Source organism: Vibrio algivorus (assembly GCF_030161215.1).
Lineage (GTDB): Bacteria > Pseudomonadota > Gammaproteobacteria > Enterobacterales > Vibrionaceae > Vibrio > Vibrio algivorus.
Genome location: NZ_BSPV01000003.1, coordinates 630,714 through 648,301, shown reverse-complemented (window position 1 = coordinate 648,301; position 17,588 = coordinate 630,714). Strand labels below are relative to the sequence as shown.

General features: G+C 39.7%; 17 protein-coding genes. 11 read left to right on the top strand and 6 right to left on the bottom strand.

Annotated features, from left to right (window positions below; all coding sequences use genetic code 11):
- Positions 1 to 267 precede the first annotated feature (267 nt).
- The 4 genes from QQJ93_RS04680 (at position 268) to QQJ93_RS04665 (ending at position 4,478) form a co-directional block, all read left to right on the top strand.
- Positions 268 to 1,290 carry an amino acid ABC transporter substrate-binding protein gene (locus QQJ93_RS04680; RefSeq protein ID WP_089124331.1) on the top strand — a complete coding sequence of 341 codons (1,023 nt, stop codon included), beginning with the start codon at positions 268 to 270 and terminating at the stop codon, positions 1,288 to 1,290.
- A 78-nt stretch (positions 1,291 to 1,368) separates the two neighbouring features.
- Positions 1,369 to 2,577, top strand: a complete 1,209-nt coding sequence (locus tag QQJ93_RS04675) for an amino acid ABC transporter permease (RefSeq protein ID WP_089124330.1) — start codon at positions 1,369 to 1,371, stop codon at positions 2,575 to 2,577.
- A 16-nt stretch (positions 2,578 to 2,593) separates the two neighbouring features.
- On the top strand, positions 2,594 to 3,691 hold the full coding sequence (locus tag QQJ93_RS04670; protein ID WP_089124329.1) for an amino acid ABC transporter permease: 1,098 nt from the start codon (positions 2,594 to 2,596) through the stop codon (positions 3,689 to 3,691).
- 37 nt (positions 3,692 to 3,728) lie between these two features.
- Positions 3,729 to 4,478, top strand: a complete 750-nt coding sequence (locus QQJ93_RS04665; RefSeq protein ID WP_089124328.1) for an amino acid ABC transporter ATP-binding protein — start codon at positions 3,729 to 3,731, stop codon at positions 4,476 to 4,478.
- Between the two features lie 149 nt (positions 4,479 to 4,627).
- Here QQJ93_RS04665 and QQJ93_RS04660 read toward each other — a convergent pair whose 3' ends face one another.
- Positions 4,628 to 6,307: a chitinase gene (locus tag QQJ93_RS04660; RefSeq protein ID WP_089124327.1), complete on the bottom strand. Its 1,680-nt coding sequence runs from the start codon at positions 6,305 to 6,307 to the stop codon at positions 4,628 to 4,630.
- A 310-nt stretch (positions 6,308 to 6,617) separates the two neighbouring features.
- On the opposite strand from QQJ93_RS04660, the gene QQJ93_RS04655 reads away from it, so the two are divergent.
- The 3 genes from QQJ93_RS04655 (at position 6,618) to QQJ93_RS04645 (ending at position 8,929) form a co-directional block, all read left to right on the top strand.
- On the top strand, positions 6,618 to 7,499 hold the full coding sequence (locus QQJ93_RS04655; RefSeq protein ID WP_089124326.1) for a hypothetical protein: 882 nt from the start codon (positions 6,618 to 6,620) through the stop codon (positions 7,497 to 7,499).
- 251 nt (positions 7,500 to 7,750) lie between these two features.
- Entirely contained in the window at positions 7,751 to 8,413 is a 663-nt protein-coding gene (locus QQJ93_RS04650) for a Bax inhibitor-1/YccA family protein (protein ID WP_089124325.1), read from the top strand.
- A gap of 186 nt (positions 8,414 to 8,599) precedes the next feature.
- Positions 8,600 to 8,929, top strand: a complete 330-nt coding sequence (locus QQJ93_RS04645; protein ID WP_089124324.1) for a TusE/DsrC/DsvC family sulfur relay protein — start codon at positions 8,600 to 8,602, stop codon at positions 8,927 to 8,929.
- Positions 8,930 to 8,972: 43 nt separating this feature from the next.
- Here the strand turns inward: QQJ93_RS04645 and yccX are convergent, their stop codons facing one another.
- Positions 8,973 to 9,245 (bottom strand): acylphosphatase, encoded by a 273-nt coding sequence (gene yccX / locus QQJ93_RS04640; protein WP_089124323.1) that lies wholly within the window; start codon positions 9,243 to 9,245, stop codon positions 8,973 to 8,975.
- Between the two features lie 142 nt (positions 9,246 to 9,387).
- Here yccX and QQJ93_RS04635 point away from each other — a divergent pair, with 142 nt between their 5' ends.
- Both QQJ93_RS04635 and QQJ93_RS04630 read left to right on the top strand, forming a co-directional pair.
- Entirely contained in the window at positions 9,388 to 10,575 is a 1,188-nt protein-coding gene (locus QQJ93_RS04635) for a class I SAM-dependent methyltransferase (protein WP_089124322.1), read from the top strand.
- Positions 10,576 to 10,662: 87 nt separating this feature from the next.
- Positions 10,663 to 11,013, top strand: coding sequence for a DUF2750 domain-containing protein (locus QQJ93_RS04630; RefSeq protein WP_089124321.1), 351 nt, complete (start codon positions 10,663 to 10,665; stop codon positions 11,011 to 11,013).
- Between the two features lie 82 nt (positions 11,014 to 11,095).
- On the opposite strand, the gene queC is transcribed toward QQJ93_RS04630, so the two are convergent.
- The 3 genes from queC to QQJ93_RS04615 all read right to left on the bottom strand — a co-directional run bounded on the left by queC (position 11,096) and on the right by QQJ93_RS04615 (position 14,009).
- Complete coding sequence (gene queC / locus QQJ93_RS04625) at positions 11,096 to 11,785, bottom strand: 7-cyano-7-deazaguanine synthase QueC (protein WP_089124320.1); 690 nt, start codon at positions 11,783 to 11,785, stop codon at positions 11,096 to 11,098.
- Between the two features lie 287 nt (positions 11,786 to 12,072).
- Entirely contained in the window at positions 12,073 to 13,509 is a 1,437-nt protein-coding gene (locus QQJ93_RS04620; protein WP_160117511.1) for a bifunctional NUDIX hydrolase/phosphatase PAP2 family protein, read from the bottom strand.
- Between the two features lie 23 nt (positions 13,510 to 13,532).
- Positions 13,533 to 14,009, bottom strand: a complete 477-nt coding sequence (locus QQJ93_RS04615) for a GNAT family N-acetyltransferase (RefSeq protein WP_089124318.1) — start codon at positions 14,007 to 14,009, stop codon at positions 13,533 to 13,535.
- Between the two features lie 193 nt (positions 14,010 to 14,202).
- Here QQJ93_RS04615 and QQJ93_RS04610 point away from each other — a divergent pair, with 193 nt between their 5' ends.
- The gene (locus QQJ93_RS04610; protein WP_089124317.1) at positions 14,203 to 14,826 is read left to right on the top strand and encodes a LysE family translocator; all 624 of its coding nucleotides are present in this window, start codon (positions 14,203 to 14,205) and stop codon (positions 14,824 to 14,826) included.
- 411 nt (positions 14,827 to 15,237) lie between these two features.
- On the top strand, positions 15,238 to 16,614 hold the full coding sequence (locus QQJ93_RS04605; protein WP_089124316.1) for an L-cystine transporter: 1,377 nt from the start codon (positions 15,238 to 15,240) through the stop codon (positions 16,612 to 16,614).
- Positions 16,615 to 16,845: 231 nt separating this feature from the next.
- Here the strand turns inward: QQJ93_RS04605 and QQJ93_RS04600 are convergent, their stop codons facing one another.
- The gene (locus tag QQJ93_RS04600; protein ID WP_027696514.1) at positions 16,846 to 17,376 is read right to left on the bottom strand and encodes a 3'-5' exonuclease; all 531 of its coding nucleotides are present in this window, start codon (positions 17,374 to 17,376) and stop codon (positions 16,846 to 16,848) included.
- Between the last annotated feature and the right edge of the window lie 212 nt (positions 17,377 to 17,588).

Sequence of the window (17,588 nt, the reverse complement as noted above, 5' to 3'; positions counted from 1 at the left end):
TTGCACTATTTACATTGCCATGACATTTATACATTCTAAACTTAATGAAAGATTTGTGATGCAACTCAATCACATAATGGATGTAGTGATTTGTGTATTTCAAATTCTTTCCTACTCTTTAAGAGTAAAACAGGTACGAAGCCTCAATAAAATATAAAGGTGTACCGGAAAATAATTTTAATTAAAACAACATTAGTTTAATCAATCACAGACAAATTCGTTTTCAGTTCAACCTGATTTCAATGGACGTATACAGGAAGGATACACATGCAAAAATCAATTAAACTTCTCGCTTCAGCAGTCGCAGTTTCTGCTGCAATGATGGCTAACTCAGCTTTCGCCGGCACACTGCAAGATGTACAAAAAGCGAATGAACTAAAATGTGGTGTAAGTACTGGCCTTGCTGGCTTTTCAAACCCCAACTCAAAAGGCCAATGGGAAGGTCTGGATGTTGAATATTGTCAAGCGGTTGCTGCAGCAGTATTAGGTGATAAATCTAAAGTAAAATACGTTCCACTAAACGCAAAAGAACGTTTTACTGCCCTACAATCTGGAGAGGTAGATGTTCTATCTCGTAACACAACATGGACACTTCAACGTGATGGCTCACTAGGTCTTAACTTTGTTGGAACGACTTACTACGACGGTCAAGGTTTCATGGTTAAGAAAGACCTTGGCGTTAAAAGCGCGACTGAACTTGATGGCGCATCAGTTTGTGTTCAATCAGGCACTACGACCGAACTGAACCTTGCCGACTACTTCCGTTTAAAAGGTATGGAATATAAGCCTGTTGTCTTTGACACTATGGATCAAACAGCTAAAGGCTTTGATTCTGGACGTTGTGATGTACTGACTTCAGACCAATCTCAACTTTACGGACTACGTTTGAACTTAAAAGATCCAAATTCTGCGACCGTTTTACCTGAAATCATTTCTAAAGAGCCATTAGGCCCAGTTGTACGTCAAGGTGACGACCAGTGGTTTAACGTTACTAAATGGACATTATTTGCCATGATCAATGCTGAAGAATATGGCGTGACTCAAGCAAATGTCGATGAAATGAAAAAATCTAACGATCCAAACGTAAAACGTATTTTAGGTCTTGATGGTCCAAAAGGCGAAGGTCTAGGGCTAAAAGATGACTGGGCTTACCAAATCGTTAAGCAAGTGGGTAACTACGGTGAAATGTTTGAACGTACTGTGGGTCAAGGTTCACCACTTAAAGTAGACCGTGGTGTAAATAAACTTTGGAATGCAGGTGGCTTCCAATACGCACCACCAATTCGTTAATACACATAACTTCATAATACTCTGGACTAGGGCGGTTTCGGCTGCCCTTTTTTTTCAATGATTTTGAGGTTACGCAGTATGAAACCTAATGAATCTGAGAAAGCAGTCAATCAGTCAGCATCTGGTAGCTCCCTTTCTCATCTTATCTATAATCCAAGATTTCGCTCGATTGCTTTTCAGCTTATCACCGTAGCGGTACTTGGTTACTTTTTCTATATCATCATCAACAATACAATCGATAACTTAAACAACCGTGGTATCTCTACAGGTTTTGGGTTCCTCGATCGACAAGCTGGTTTCGGGATCAGTTTGGCGTTAATTGAATATGATGAAACTTATACTTTTGGCCGCACCTTTATTGTCGGTCTACTCAACACGGTTTTAGTTTCTTTTCTCGGTATTATCTTAGCCACTATTCTTGGTTTTACCGTCGGTATTGCCCGTTTATCATCCAACTGGATGGTCAATCGTCTTGCTGCGGTATACATAGAAATTGTTCGAAATGTACCTCCTCTATTGCAAATACTATTCTGGTATTTTGCAGTCCTACAAGCTCTACCTTCTGCAAGGCAAAGCCTCAGCTTAGGCGAGGTTCTATTTCTAAATATACGTGGTTTATATGTACCAAAACCGGTCTTTGAATCCGGCAGTTGGTTAATTGGTGCCGCGGCTATTCTTGCGGTAGTACTTAGTATCGGCGTATACATATGGGCCAAAAATCGGCAAAAAGTGACAGGGTTACAAACGCCCGTTACTAGAATTGTTTTAGGTTTATGTATCGGCTTACCAATTGTTGCCTACTTTATTATGGGGATGCCAATTTCTGCAGACTACCCTGAATTAAAAGGCTTTAACTTTAAAGGTGGCATTACCGTACTACCTGAATTATTCGCTCTATGGCTTGCTCTTGGCATATTTACTTCTGCATTTATTGCTGAAATTGTTCGCTCAGGCATTGAGGCTGTTAGCCATGGTCAAACAGAAGCAGCAACCGCTTTAGGTTTGTCACAATCAAAAACGCTAAAGTTGGTTGTCATTCCACAAGCAATGCGAATCATCGTTCCTCCCCTTACCAGTGAATATTTAAATTTAACTAAAAACTCCTCATTAGCAATGGCAATTGGTTATCCCGATCTTGTCTCGGTTTTTGCCGGAACGACACTCAACCAAACCGGCCAGGCTATTGAAATCATCTTTATGACGATGGGAGTTTACTTAGGACTAAGTTTATTAACGTCATGGCTAATGAACATCTATAACCGCAAAGTTGCGTTAGTAGAAAGATAACAAGCGGAGAATTTAGATGAAAAAGCACCAATTTCTACCTGACCTTCCGCCACCGGCTAATACTGTCGGGCTTATCGGTTGGTTACGCAAAAACTTGTTTAGTACCCCTCTTAATAGCCTTTTGACCTTAGTGATGGCTTATATTGCTGTGACAACAGTTTGGTCAATTGCAGATTGGGGGATCATCAACGCAGACTGGATAGGAACAACTCGAGATGCATGTAGCAGTACAGGCGCATGTTGGGTCTTTATCAGTGTGCGCTGGGATCAGTTCATGTTCGGCTTTTATCCAGCAGCAGAACTGTGGAGACCTAAGCTATTTTACTGGACACTCGCCATTCTTGTTGTCTTGATGGCTTACGAAAAAACGCCAAAACGTTCTTGGATCTTTATCTTTTTTGGTACTGTCTACCCTATTTTAATGGCTGGTCTACTTGAAGGTTCGATGTTTGGTTTGCCAGTTGTTGATACCCATCAATGGGGTGGCTTACTCGTTACTTTGATCCTTTCAACCATAGGTATCGTTCTTTCATTACCTATCGGTGTGATTTTAGCCTTAGGACGACGTTCTAAAATGCCAATTATCAGTAAGTTGAGCGTAGCTTACATTGAGATTTGGCGTGGTGTTCCACTTATTACCGTTTTATTTATGGCTTCGGTCATGTTACCACTCTTTTTCGCTGATGGCGTTCAAACCGATAAACTCATTCGAGCCTTAATCGGTGTAGTTATGTTCTATTCAGCGTATATGGCAGAAGTAGTACGAGGTGGTTTACAAGCAATCCCTAAGGGCCAATACGAGGCAGCCGATTCTCTCGGGTTGTCATATTGGCAAAAAATGGGGTTAATTGTGTTGCCGCAGGCATTAAAAATCACCATTCCATCTATTGTAAATAACTTCTTATCACTACTGAAAGATACCAGTCTTGTTCTCATTATTGGCATGTACGACGTGTTAGGGATCGGCCAGGCTGCGAATAATGACCCTGACTGGTTAGGTTATTCAACTGAAAGTTATGTGTTTGTTGGGTTAGTGTTTTGGGTATTTTGTTTCGGGATTTCCCGCTACTCCATTTACTTAGAAAACAAACTCCACACTGGCCATAAGAGATAAAACCTCTTGGAAGATAGAAGCATTCAAGGAAGTAATTATGACTCAACAACAAGACTACATGATCCAAATTGACAATATGAATAAGTGGTATGGTGAATTCCACGTTCTTAAAAATATCAATTTGAAAGTAACCAAAGGCGAAAAAATCGTTATCTGTGGCCCTTCTGGTTCAGGTAAATCGACTATGATTCGCTGTATTAACCATTTGGAAGAGCATCAAAAAGGCAGAATTAATGTTGGTGGTACAGAGTTAACCGAAGATCTGAAAAACATTGAAGCCATTCGTAAACAAGTTGGTATGTGTTTTCAGCACTTTAATTTATTCCCACATTTAACAGTGTTAGAAAACTGCACCTTAGCGCCTATTTGGGTAAAGAAAATGCCTAAAGCAGAAGCAGAGAAAGTTGCTATGAAGTATTTAGAGCGGGTAAAAATCCCTGATCAAGCAGATAAATACCCAGGACAACTTTCTGGTGGTCAACAGCAACGGGTAGCCATTGCACGTTCATTATGTATGAATCCACAAATCATGCTATTTGATGAGCCTACCTCTGCACTCGATCCTGAAATGGTACGTGAAGTTCTCGACGTAATGGTTGAGCTTGCAGGAGAGGGCATGACAATGCTATGTGTGACGCATGAAATGGGCTTTGCAAAAGAAGTCGCAGACCGTGTGATATTCATGGATGCTGGAGAGATTATTGAAGAAAATAATCCGAAAGAGTTTTTCGAAAATCCTCAGTCGGACCGTACTATAAACTTCCTAAGTCAAATACTGCATCATTAATCCCATCGTTCAAACTCGGGCATACTTGGGGATACACCCATAGTAATTGAAGCACGAAAGGTATAAAATAAAGCCTTAGCAATTCACACTGCTAAGGCTTTTTATCTATCTCTTAAGTCGCTATCTCTAATTCACTAGAGACATTTTCACTAGAGGCACTGAATCTCATCCCAGAACCAATTTGATTGTACTGGCGATTCCCAAACTCCCGGGCCATTTTTGGCAATAAAACACTTATCTTGGTAGATCACTTTTTCACCGTTAGCCACTTGAGTCACACCTGGCTGCCAAACGATATAATTCTCTATCGGAGTAGGCTCTGGTGTTGGTTCCGGTACTGGTTCAGGCTCTGGAGTAGGTTCAACATCACCACCATTTACATCACCGCTCACTAGAGACCAAGGACCACCATTTGTCGGTATATCGCCTTGAGTCCACCATGCTGCTTGATAAATAGCACCTTGGTAGCTCACTTGATCACCGCCAGTATAAACCTTACTCACATCCCATGAATTCACACCATCAACAGGAGGATCAACGGGATCTGGTGATATCGGTTCAAGATCATCAACGACTCTTACTTCTGGCCAACCTGCATGAGAGCCATAAAAATTAGCGACACACTTTTCATAATCTCCCGGGACCAGTGCCGAATATGCTGTTTGGAACCCGACCAGTTCACACTCAAATGAATAACCGCCCGGACGATCAGAGTAGTACTTCCAATTGCCATCCCAGTTGGTGTACAGCACATCCGTAGCACCATTTAAATTCAAGCTTCCATACGGTGTCTGCTGCCAGCAAGTATTGGTTTCATCACTTTCAATAGGAATTTGGAAATGTGCCGCCAAACCTTCCCAGTACCGAATACGGTTTACTGGTTGACCTTTCTCTTTATTTTGCTCACCACATTCAATACCACCATTAATAATATTGATGGTGGTACCAAAACCATATCCTATACCTGCATCAAGTTCGCGCTGAGATGGCTCCCATGTTCTATCAATAACATGCAACATCGCCGGCTTTGGAGCTTGTGGCGTTAAGAAAAACCAAATAGCGGAAGCAAGATTAAGCCATGAGTCCGCAACTAACCCCGGGTTATTCAGTAATACTGTGGCATCACCGTCAAACATCACTTCAGAGAATGCACCATAATTAAAATGATAAGAAAGCTGTTTTGCACCTCGACCAAAATAGCCTTCACCTGCCGCACATGGCCAACGTTTATTTTGCCAATCATCTTGGCCACAACCTGTGGTATACCCTGCTTGACCTTCAGACCACCCCATTTCTCTAACATGCACAAGTGCTTGTTGCCATTCTTCTAGAGCAAGTGGGTTATCGGAACTATTATCTTTGGAAATATGCCCACCCGTTTCCTGTGAAAAATGGGCAAATGCCGTAATAATTGACTTTTTACAAATAGCATCTGAGTCTCGACCATCGGTATACTCACCACAAAATGCAGGAAACTTGCCTATAGCCCGTAAAAAACGAGTATAGGTATATTCCGGTGCTGCCATTTGGGTTAAGAAATCCCAATCAGTTCTAGGGAAAACCCGTTCAACTCGCTTAACATTTTCAGGGTTAGAATTCGCACCAGGTTCAATGCCCTCAACAATAGCATTATCTCTAGTTTCTAACGCCTTAGACCAAATGGCATACATAGGATCTGACGTCTTTTGTTGCTCCATTACTTGTATTTCACTACGATCGACTACATAACCTGTCGGGTTTTCAGGATCCGGTTGAATATTCATACTGGCGTAACTTGGCAAGGTATATAGCGCACCAAGAGCGATGATGAGTGACTTCCGTTTGAACATAGATGTATTCCTTATTTGTTGAGAATCATCTAGAGGTTAGTTCTGATACATGGGACAAAAACAGTATTAGAAATGAGGACATACTCCTTTTGCGACTCAACTAAAAAATCATATGTCGATTGTTGAGTATATAAAGATGTAATTGTGATAGACCCAAGTTGCGAGCATCAGCAACCGATGTAATTGATAAATTAGATACTTCAAACTGCGTCTCAAAAAAACACCAAGATACCATAGGCGTATAGCCGTCACATTTTAGGCTGATTAAAATGCAAATCACTTTACCGATTAGAGATAGGCCTAAAGCAGTATGAGTTTACAGACCCAACGCGCCAAATTACTTTTAAATGTCACATCAGTTAAACACGATGGTTTTATTCAATACTTGTTGTCATCAAAATGCTACGACTTAGAAACTGGATTTTTCTCCGTTACTTGCGACATAGCGAACCTACCATCTCATTGGTATGAAGACATTGATGCAAATGTAGAGTGGCTGATACCAAAGGGCATGAAGAAATATGGACTTGCTCTGCTAAACGATAAAGAAACTCGTCATGTTACTACACAAGATTTTATATTTTGTTCACCCGAGCTCAAATTAGAAGATAATATTGTCGCTATTCTACAATCTATTCCTGCGGCTTTAGATGAATCACTTTTATTTGAATATCTAGGAGTAAATACCTCTACACCACACTATCAAGCTTCATTTTGGCAATCAGCTTTAGGGACATTAGTTGATGGTTCGAAAGGCAAATATGAAGTGGAACTATATGGATTACCTCTCAATAAGCAATCTAAGATAGCTTCTCGGTTTAATAGTTCATCATGGCTAAAAGTAAGTATAGAAACATTATGTGAACGTAAAGAAAGCCAACTTTGTTATGCCGTTTCACGCAATCAGAACGATAAAATTCAATATCTTGCTTTTGATACCGACGAAACCAACAAACTGATAAATTTGCAATGGAAAGAATGCATCAGTAAAGCATTTTTATTTGCCAAGATCCCTCATTCACAAGTGCAGGAAGTGACCTCTGCCTACAAAGATGAGAAGCAAATTAATAAAGTATTGAGAGAGTATTGTCATTGCCATTCCCAATTAGCGGCCTTAGAAGATATGTTACCCTTCTTACAAACCATGGACGATTCTGTCAAACTAGATTGGGTAACACTAAAAGAAGCGTAAACAGGTAAGAGTCATTGATTCTACAAGTACTTATCTTTTCATATCGTGTTACAACTTCACCTGACAGATATGAGAAAATTCCCGTAGAATAAAGTCAAAGGTTATGAAATAAAAACCTTGAAAAAGTGAACTTTAAGCACCATTAATGTACTTAAAGATACTTAGTCTATTTTTAAGTAATCCGATAGCAGTAACCCTGCAATCAAAAAATGGTTATGCTGTCGGTATCAAGTGTATTAACGAGGGAAACTATGAACAGTCCACTAACATCACGCACCGCAAGAAGCGAAAGCGTTGTACAAACCAACCGAGTGTTACGTAACACTTACTTTTTATTGTCTATGACACTACTTTGGTCTGCAGTGGTTGCTGGTGTATCCATGGCGCTAAACCTACCTCGCCCGGGTATCATTCTAATGTTAGTTGGTTTCTATGGTTTGCTTTTCTTAACTGAGAAAAACCGTAACTCTAGCTTAGGCCTTGTATTTGCTTTCTTATTTACAGGTTTCTTAGGTTATAGCCTTGGCCCAATATTGAATATGTACGTTGGCGCTGGAATGGGCGATATTATTGTTACCGCTCTTGGTGGTACGGCTTTATCTTTCATGGCTGCATCCGCTTATGCATTAACGACTAAACGTGATTTATCAGTATTAAATGGCGTTATGATGGCTGGTGCGATTGTATTAATCGTTGGTATGGTTGCAAGCTTCTTCATCCAAATCCCAATGTTCCACCTAGCACTAAGCGCAATGTTTATTCTGTTCTCAACAGGTGCAATATTGCTAACTACACAAAGTATTGTACGTGGTGGCGAGACAAACTATATCTCTGCAACCATTACTCTTTACGTATCTATTTACAACATCTTCATCAGTTTACTAAGCATTTTAGGTATTACTAACCGCGATTAATTTGCCAATCAACTGATAATAAGATCACTCAAAAGCCTGAAAGGAAACTTTCAGGCTTTTTTGTATCTATACCCAAGTGACTTCAAGATGCAGAATTCAGAGCTATCATTAGATCCAGAGTTTGATTACTATTATGATTAGCACCAATAAATATACCCAAGTAGTGTACGCGGCAGGACGGTTCAAATGTATCAATATAATGGCAAGACCATAGAAACAGACAAAGAAGGCTACCTTTTAAACCACACAGATTGGCAAGAAGACCTTGTACCTATGATCGCGGAACAAGAAGGTATTGAACTTACTGATGCCCATTGGGAAGTGATTCTATTTGTGCGCAATTTTTATCTCGAATTCAACACTTCTCCAGCGGTTCGCATGCTAGTTAAAGCAATGGAAAAAGAGCATGGTCCAAAAAAAGGCAATAGCAAATATCTGTTTACCCTATTTCGCAAAGGCCCAGCAAAACAAGCAACAAAACTAGCCGGTTTACCCAAGCCTGCAAAGTGTTTATAAAGAATATTCAGTAACTTCAATAGAGAGGGATTACGCTCAATCACTACAAAATAGCAAAATCCCTTTCAGTAATAAGCGTTGTTTCTACTTCTCTTACAGATTCAACATAAGCTGTCCTTGGACCTTGCTTTAGCCACTCATAAAACTCAGCGACCTTTTGCTCATTGCCACAAGCTAAAACTTCGACATCACCATTATTCATATTTTTAGCATGACCCGTTAACCCAAGAGTTAAGCCATGATGGGCGGTTTGATAGCGAAAGCCCACACCTTGTACCCTACCCGATACTATAAACATTCGATTAGATTGTGTCATAATCCACTCCTTCACTATTAAACATTCAGTTATCAGTTTAGTGATAATGGCGCTAATACAAAACATTTGCCTGTATTCATTTGCTTTCCGCCTCACATTCCATGAAAATAGAACATTCAATTTTTTCAGGCAATTTCTAACTATGTCATCAGCTATCTATCTCGTAAAAGGCAGAGAGAAATCTCTACTTCGTCGCCATCCTTGGGTTTTTTCTCGTGGTATTCAAAAAATCGATGGAAAACCACAATTAGGGGAAACGGTAGATATCTATTCCAACCAAGGGCAATGGTTAGCAAAAGCAGCATTTTCTCCTCAATCACAAATTCGTGCTCGTGTTTGGAGTTTTGAAAAAGAAGAAATTAATACTGACTTCTTTATTAAACGCTTAACTGATGCGCAAAGTATGCGTAATGCGATTATCGAACGTGGTGGTTTAACGGGTTATCGACTCATTGCTGGCGAGTCTGATGGTCTGCCAGGGATCACGATTGATCGTTACCAAGATTTCTTAGTTTGCCAATTACTCAGCGCTGGCGCAGAAGCAAAGCGTGAAGAGCTTATTGAAGCATTAAAAGTGGTCTACCCTACTTGCAGCATCTACGAACGCTCTGATGTATCGGTACGTAAAAAAGAAGGCCTAAAAGAACGCCAAGGCGTATTGCATGGTGACACTCCACCGGATGTCGTTGTCATTGAAGAAAACGGCGTAAAAATCCAAGTAGATATCAAATCAGGCCATAAAACAGGCTTCTACCTAGATCAGCGTGATAGCCGCCAGCTTTCAATGAAATATGTTGATGGAAAAACCGTACTCAACTGTTTCTCTTACACCGGTGGCTTTGGGCTTTATGCATTAAAAGGTAACGCTGCACACGTTGTAAATGCAGATGTGTCACAACCCGCTCTTGATAACGCAAAAGCCAACGCAGAACTCAATGGCTTTGATGTATCGATAGCTGAATTTTTAAATGCTGATGTTTTCAAACTATTACGTGAATACCGTGAGAATGGTACGAAATTTGATGTCGTGATCATGGATCCACCAAAATTTGCCGAATCAAAAGCGCAATTAAATGGTGCTTGTCGCGGTTATAAAGACATCAACATGCTTGCTATGCAGATTCTAAAACCGGGCGGTACATTGCTGACCTATTCATGTTCTGGGCTTATGGAGCAAAATCTGTTTCAGAAGATCTTAGCGGATGCTGCTCTGGATGCTGGTCGTAAAATGCAATTTATTGAACGTTTTGGGCAAGCTGCCGATCACCCAGTAGATAGTGCCTACCCTGAAGGTTTTTACCTTAAAGGATTTGCCTGTCAGGTCATTTAATGGCTATTGTGTATTCATACGCAACATTACTTACAGTATGCCGAACTCATTAATCAATTTATCAAACTCACAGTAGAGAGTAATAACATGTCAAAATTAACATCGGACATTCAAGCTAATCTTGATCTTTTCGTACAAGAAACTCAAGAAATGAAATTGGTTTGGGGACTTAAAAATGAAGATGGCTGGTTAGCTTGTGATTCTTCAGAGTTTGAAAATAGTGAAGTTATGCCATTTTGGTCATCAAAAGAAGATGCTCAAATGCACAATGTTGAAGAATGGTCTGATTTTGAAGTGCTAGAAATCCCATTAGATATTTTTGTTGAAGACTGGTTAATCACTCTTTCAGAAGATGGCGTTCTAATTGGTATTAACTGGAATGCACAACTTGAAGGTAAAGAAGTTGAGCCTAGTGATCTCGCTAAAATGTACCTTTAAATCCAACGCATAACGGTATAGAAGAAGCCCTCCAATCATTGGAGGGCTTCTATTCATTCAAGACTGGAGAACTCTAAACGGATTAAGATTGCTTGGTAATTAATGCAGCTATCACCGCCTCTCGGTTATCCAAATAATCGACTAAACCAGCCTTTCGAAGATCACACGCAGGGCAATCACCACACCCATCGCCAATCACCCCGTTATAACAGGTTAGCGTCTCATTTCTTACGAGATCTAACGCATCAAATTGGTCCGATAATGCCCAGGTTTCCGCTTTATTAAGCCACATTAGAGGAGTATCAATCGTAAATTGACGATCCATACCTAGCACTAAAGACTGATTAATGGACTTCACAAACTCATCACGACAATCTGGGTAGCCAGAAAAATCCGTCTCGCACACACCTGTAATAACACTTTGAGCACCAATTTGATAAGCGTAAATACCCGCAAGTGTTAAAAATAAGATATTCCGACCCGGTACAAATGAATTTGGCAGACCGTTTTCTTGTAGCTCATGCGATACTGGAATGTCATCACGAGTTAACGAGCTTATCGCTAGTTCATTTAATAAACTCACATCCATCACTTTGTGGGCAGCAACGCCTAACTTTTTCGCTAAGGATTGGGCAACTTCAATTTCGAGTTTGTGCCTTTGCCCATAATCAAAAGTAATGGCGTGCACCTCATCAAATTCTTTGAGGGCTTTAACTAGGCAAGTGGTTGAATCTTGTCCACCACTAAAAACGACGACGGCTTTTGATGTCATGAGGATTTCTCTATTGTTTGAGTGTGACTACCAATATACCCAAGTGACTTCAAGATGCAGAATTCAGAGCTACCATCCAACCCTTTAGGCAAGGAAGATTGGTGAAGGAATGTAGGCACCTTTCAAATCAATCTGACACGGCATAAAGGTTTGAATGAAGCTCCCGAAGGGCAAGTTAAAACAAGCTTTATGCTGCGTTAAATTGAACAGATATAGACTGCTATGATCATATTCAATTTGCCTTGCCTATAGCTTGTTTTAATCTTGCTGAAACTCGTATCTTGAAGTTACTTGGGTATACAACTGATTTTAATGATCATGTAAGTTAAAACAAACCAAAGACCACACTGGGTAAAATAACCACTCATTGAACTTTGTACCAACAGTGGGAACCAGAACGGTTGGGTGAATAAAATTACCCCTCCAGTTAACCAGCATATAATTAATTTTATTGTTAAATAAGGCGAATCAAGACGCTGTGTTTTTAACAAGCTTGATAATGAAAGTAATAACGCAAAAGCGACAGCTGCAATATTCGCCAGTTGTATTGAATGAAGCTGATAAGCCAGGAAGCTTAAACCAATAAATGATGCCCACCACAGCGCAGGATGTAACATCACAAGTTTCACTGTTATTGATGGTTTACCTTCCAAACGAATATAATGCCACAATGTAAATAACCCTATTAGATAGCCAAATAAGACATCTGAGGCAAATTGTTCACCAAGAATAACGCTCGATATACCTTGAGTTAATGTCAGGGCAATAACGCCAAATAAGCATCCCCATATAGACTCATAATCATAAATTTTTCGCCATACATGGAAAAGATAGCCAATTAAAACCACACTAAGTGCTGCATGTATACTCGGCGTACTAAAACCAAGTGGATCAGTTAGCTGCAATGAAGGTTGATAAATAAATGGTCGAGGGTACTTTAGGCCAAGTTGAATAAGTAACGTTATCGACACAGTAACGATACCAATAAACGTCAAATGTAGAATCGATTTACCACCAAAGTAATACACTAAGAGCGGCAACAAGAATAAAACCCCAAAAATACTCGATGATAAATTGACTATTTTGAGAGTACCTATCAATGCATTTGATATGGTTTCTGGTAATTGGACAATACTGGATTGAATCGCTTGTATGATCGGTAGTTCAAATTGATGCACTGGTGGTGCTGCACTAATGGCAGAATCAATGTATTGAATTGGCGCATTGGGAATATCATGATTTAATACCTGTTGTGCATACTGCTCAGGATAGCGATATTGTTGTGGATTGATACTGTCGGTATAAGCCAATAGCACCCTATTCACTTCAATACGAAAATCTGGAGCAAACCAAGCAGGTAAAGCATGAAACCCTTGCTCATCGCTTGCAGTAAAAGCGATCACCCCTGAATCTGGAGTACAATGATAAACAACCGCAGTTTCAGTTTGGGTCAGTATCTCTTTAGCAGTGACAACTAAACCCGTTTCTTCCCATGTCTCTCTTTCTGCAGCCTTACGAGAAGTTTCATTGGCAGTAATAGTTCCTCCAGGAAGAGAAAGCTTCTTAGTGAAAACCTCATCGACAAACACAACTTTATCGTCGGCTTTTATATAACATAAAGCTCCTTTAATATGAGGTGACACAACCTCTGTCTTCGTTTCTTCTGATGCTGATACCATAAATGAAGACATAAAAAACAAGATCAGAATTAAATATTTACTCACTCGCTTACCTAATTTGAATACCATTAAATTACCGACTTCCTAAGCCAATGTATATGCGAAGCAAAACCTAACTTGTTATATAAAGATCGTGCAGCTTGATTAAAGTCCCACACTTCAACAAAAATTTGCTGAACACCATAATCAACTAAGGTCTGTTCTATCTTAACCAAAAGTTGTTCTGCTACCCCTGAGTTTCTATACTCAGGTACGACAAATAATTCATCAATGTTACCCATAGGTATCGCTTTACTTACCGTCGAGACTAATTCACAGAAATGACCGGTAACAAAGCCAATAATTGAATCTGAAGCGTCTATCGCGACATACACTAAACATTCTGGAGAGTCTAAATAGCGAGCAATACTTTTTTCTTGTTCAATTTCTTCTGGCGTTTTAAAAAAATCAGGGCATGACTCATGATGATGATGATGAAGCTGAAACATTAGCTCATCCAGTTGAGGTAAATCCTTTTGCAGAGCAGCGCGTATGTGAATAGTCATATCCAGTTAGTTGTTTACTTTAAATGGTAATAAGAATGAACATTCTACTGTATTAAAGTGATTTTGTACTTAGCATGTTACTGATTTTATTTAATTCATCATACCTAGCGTCCAGTTAGAACAATAACTCAACACTTTCTTATTTTTGCGAATTCTATTACAGTGAAACATCGACTTTCAAATGGACTTGATTATGCTTGATTACGCACTTTTATCCGCTTTTATTCCTACCTTTTTCTTTGTGTCAATTACACCGGGAATGTGCATGACATTGGCATTAACATTAGGCATGAGCGTCGGAATTAAACGCACACTTTGGATGATGATTGGAGAGCTTGCAGGTGTCGCTTTAGTGGCAACGTTAGCAGTGATTGGCGTTGCTGCAATAATGCTAAACTACCCTAACTTATTCTTAGCATTAAAATGGATTGGTGGTGCCTATCTTATTTGGATTGGTATCAATATGTGGCTCAATAAAGGCAAAATGTCTCTTAATCTTGACCAACCCTCTCAGCCTACCGATCGCTTAAAGTTAATGAGCCAAGGCTTTATCACTGCCATTGCCAATCCAAAAGGTTGGGCATTTATGATTTCACTCCTACCTCCATTTATTAATGTCGAGAAATCAGTACCTCACCAAATGGTCGTCTTGATTGGCATTATTTTAACAACCGAATTCATTTCAATGATGGCCTACGCAACCGGCGGCAAAAGCCTGCGTTTATTTTTAACCCGTGGAGATAATGTTAAGTTCCTTAATCGTATTGCAGGCACATTGATGATTGGTGTGGGAATCTGGTTAGCACTGATTGATTAATCATATATACCCAAGTGACTTCAAGATGCAGGATTCAGAGCTATCATCCAAACCTTTAGGCAAGGAAGATTGGCGAAGGAATGTAGACACCTTTCAAACCAATCTGACGCAGTATAAAGATTTGGATGAAGCTCCCGAAGGGCAAGTTAAAACAAGCTTTATGCTGCGTTAAATTGAACAGAGATAGAATAACTATGATCATATTCCATTTGCCTTGCCTAAAGCTTGTTTTATTCTTGCTGAAACTCGCATCTTGAAGTTACTTGGGTATATAACTAAATGTCATATCACATACTTAAATTGGCTTTGTGAACTGTATCACACGGTGTAAATTCCTCATTAAATAGATAGTGATATAAATATCACTACTTACATCCTAACTTTTTATTTCAACATTTTAAGGATTTAACTATGTCACTTGCGGTTATCGCTAACTTAGCGGTATTTGTGTGCATCCTTTTCTTTTTATTTCAACAACAAAGAAAATCTAGCACCTTATCTCGCCTCGTTTTACTGGGACTAGTGCTAGGAAGCGCGTATGGTTTACTGATCCATGTCTTTTATGGCGAAGGTAACCCTGTCATCAAAAATACTCTTGATTGGGTAAATGTTGTTGGCAGTGGCTATGTCGGTTTACTCAAAATGGTGATCATGCCATTAGTATTGATTTCAATGATTTCAGCGGTTGTGAAACTCGATAACTCTGGCTCACTTGGAAAAATCAGTGGCTTAACCATTTCAGTACTGCTCTTCACGACTGCTATATCTGCATTAATTGGTATTACTGTCGCTCACCTATTTGGTTTATCTGCGGAAGGCTTATCAGCTGGTGTACGCGAAACAGCTCGCATGAGCGTACTAGAAAACCGTATGGGTAGCGTTGCTGACTTAACCATTCCACAAATGCTAGTGAGCTTTATTCCAACCAACCCGTTTGCAGATTTAACCGGTGCTCGTTCAACTTCTATTATCGCAGTCGTCATCTTCGGTATTTTAGTCGGTATTGCATCTCGCCTGGTAATGAAAGAAAAGAAAGAGCTTGAATCACCAATTCGCACCTTTGTTGAAGCCATTCAGTCAATCGTTATGCGTCTAGTTAAAATGATCATTGCATTAACGCCATATGGTATTGCAGCCCTAATGACCAAAGTGGTTGCGACTTCTAGCCTCAATGATATTTTAAGCTTGATTGGTTTTATCGTTGCGTCTTATGTGGCGATCTTGTTGATGTTTTTTGTACATGGCTTATTAGTTTCTTTGGTTGGCGTTAGTCCTAAAGAATACTTTAAACGAATCTGGCCGGTGCTAACGTTTGCATTTACTTCTCGCAGTTCTGCCGCAACAATTCCATTAAATGTAGAAGCACAAATTACCAAATTAAAAGTACCGCCAGCGATTGCTAACTTATCTGCAACTTTTGGTGCCACTATTGGGCAAAATGGTTGTGCTGGTATCTACCCTGCTATGTTAGCAGTGATGGTTGCACCAACCGTTGGTATTAACCCACTGGATGTGAACTTTATTCTGTCTCTAGTAGCCATTATTACCATCAGTTCATTTGGTATTGCCGGTGTCGGTGGTGGTGCGACTTTTGCAGCATTAATCGTATTACCAGCGATGGGACTACCTGTAGCGATTGCGGCTTTACTTATCTCGATTGAACCATTAATCGATATGGCACGTACTGCTCTTAATGTGAGTGGAGCGATGACCGCTGGTACTATCACTTCTCGTTTATTGGGTGATAAAAAAGAGATCAACAAAGAGTTTGATGAAGTTAACGCTTAGTCTCCGTTCCAACAAACAATTCATAACAAGATAAAATAAACAAAGCCCGCTAGTTACATTCAACTAGCGGGCTTTTTGTTTCTTATACAGATTGATTTGAGAGATGCTTTCCTTCGTCAAACTTCCTTGCCTAAAGGGTTCGATGATAGCTATGAATTTTGCATCTTAAAGTCATTTAGGTATAAATCTATGATTCAATATTAGTCAGCGCAAAAACGTTATGAGATCAGGTTATAAAATTGCCAGTGCTAATTTTGCTAAATTATACGCATCCACATAACCCGAATGCTGTCGCCCTTCCCATTCTATATTCAAGTTTTCTTGCGCCGCTTTATGGCCAATTCTTTTGTCTTTTAATCGGTATTTAATTCTATATAACGTAGCAAGGTTCAAAAATTCTTTAAAGGGAAATTCTAACCCTTTTTCCAAACACTCTTTTCGAAGAATATCATCATCATGTCCCCAAGCTGCATAGATTTTATTAGGGCCACCAAAGTTTTTGATCATAGATTTTAAAACATCTTCCAACGGGCGACCTTGTTTTTGTACCTTGCGTGGCGTAATCCCCGTTAGCTCAAAGCAAAATGCAGAAATTTCATCATGTTCAGGTCGTACGTAATATTGAGCACGCTTAACGATTTCCCCTTTGTTAAGGTCAATTTCGGCTAAGCCCACTTCAATAATTTCTCCAGTCGTGCCGACACCATCGACATTCCAGCAGCACATTTCTAAATCGAAACAGACGACTCTGTTATAGTTCATGTTACATTTTACCCATAAAAATCAAGGGTGAGATTCTACCCAAGTTCCAAGAAATTCTCGACCCCAATTCGTTTACACTGCCAGCAACTAAATCACTAAATTAAGTTTATCTTGTATTTTTTATCCTTTAATACCACAACATTAACTCTAAATCAGTCTCGATAGCACAAAGAATAGTCAACAGTCTTGATATGAGCATGATTCTATAATGG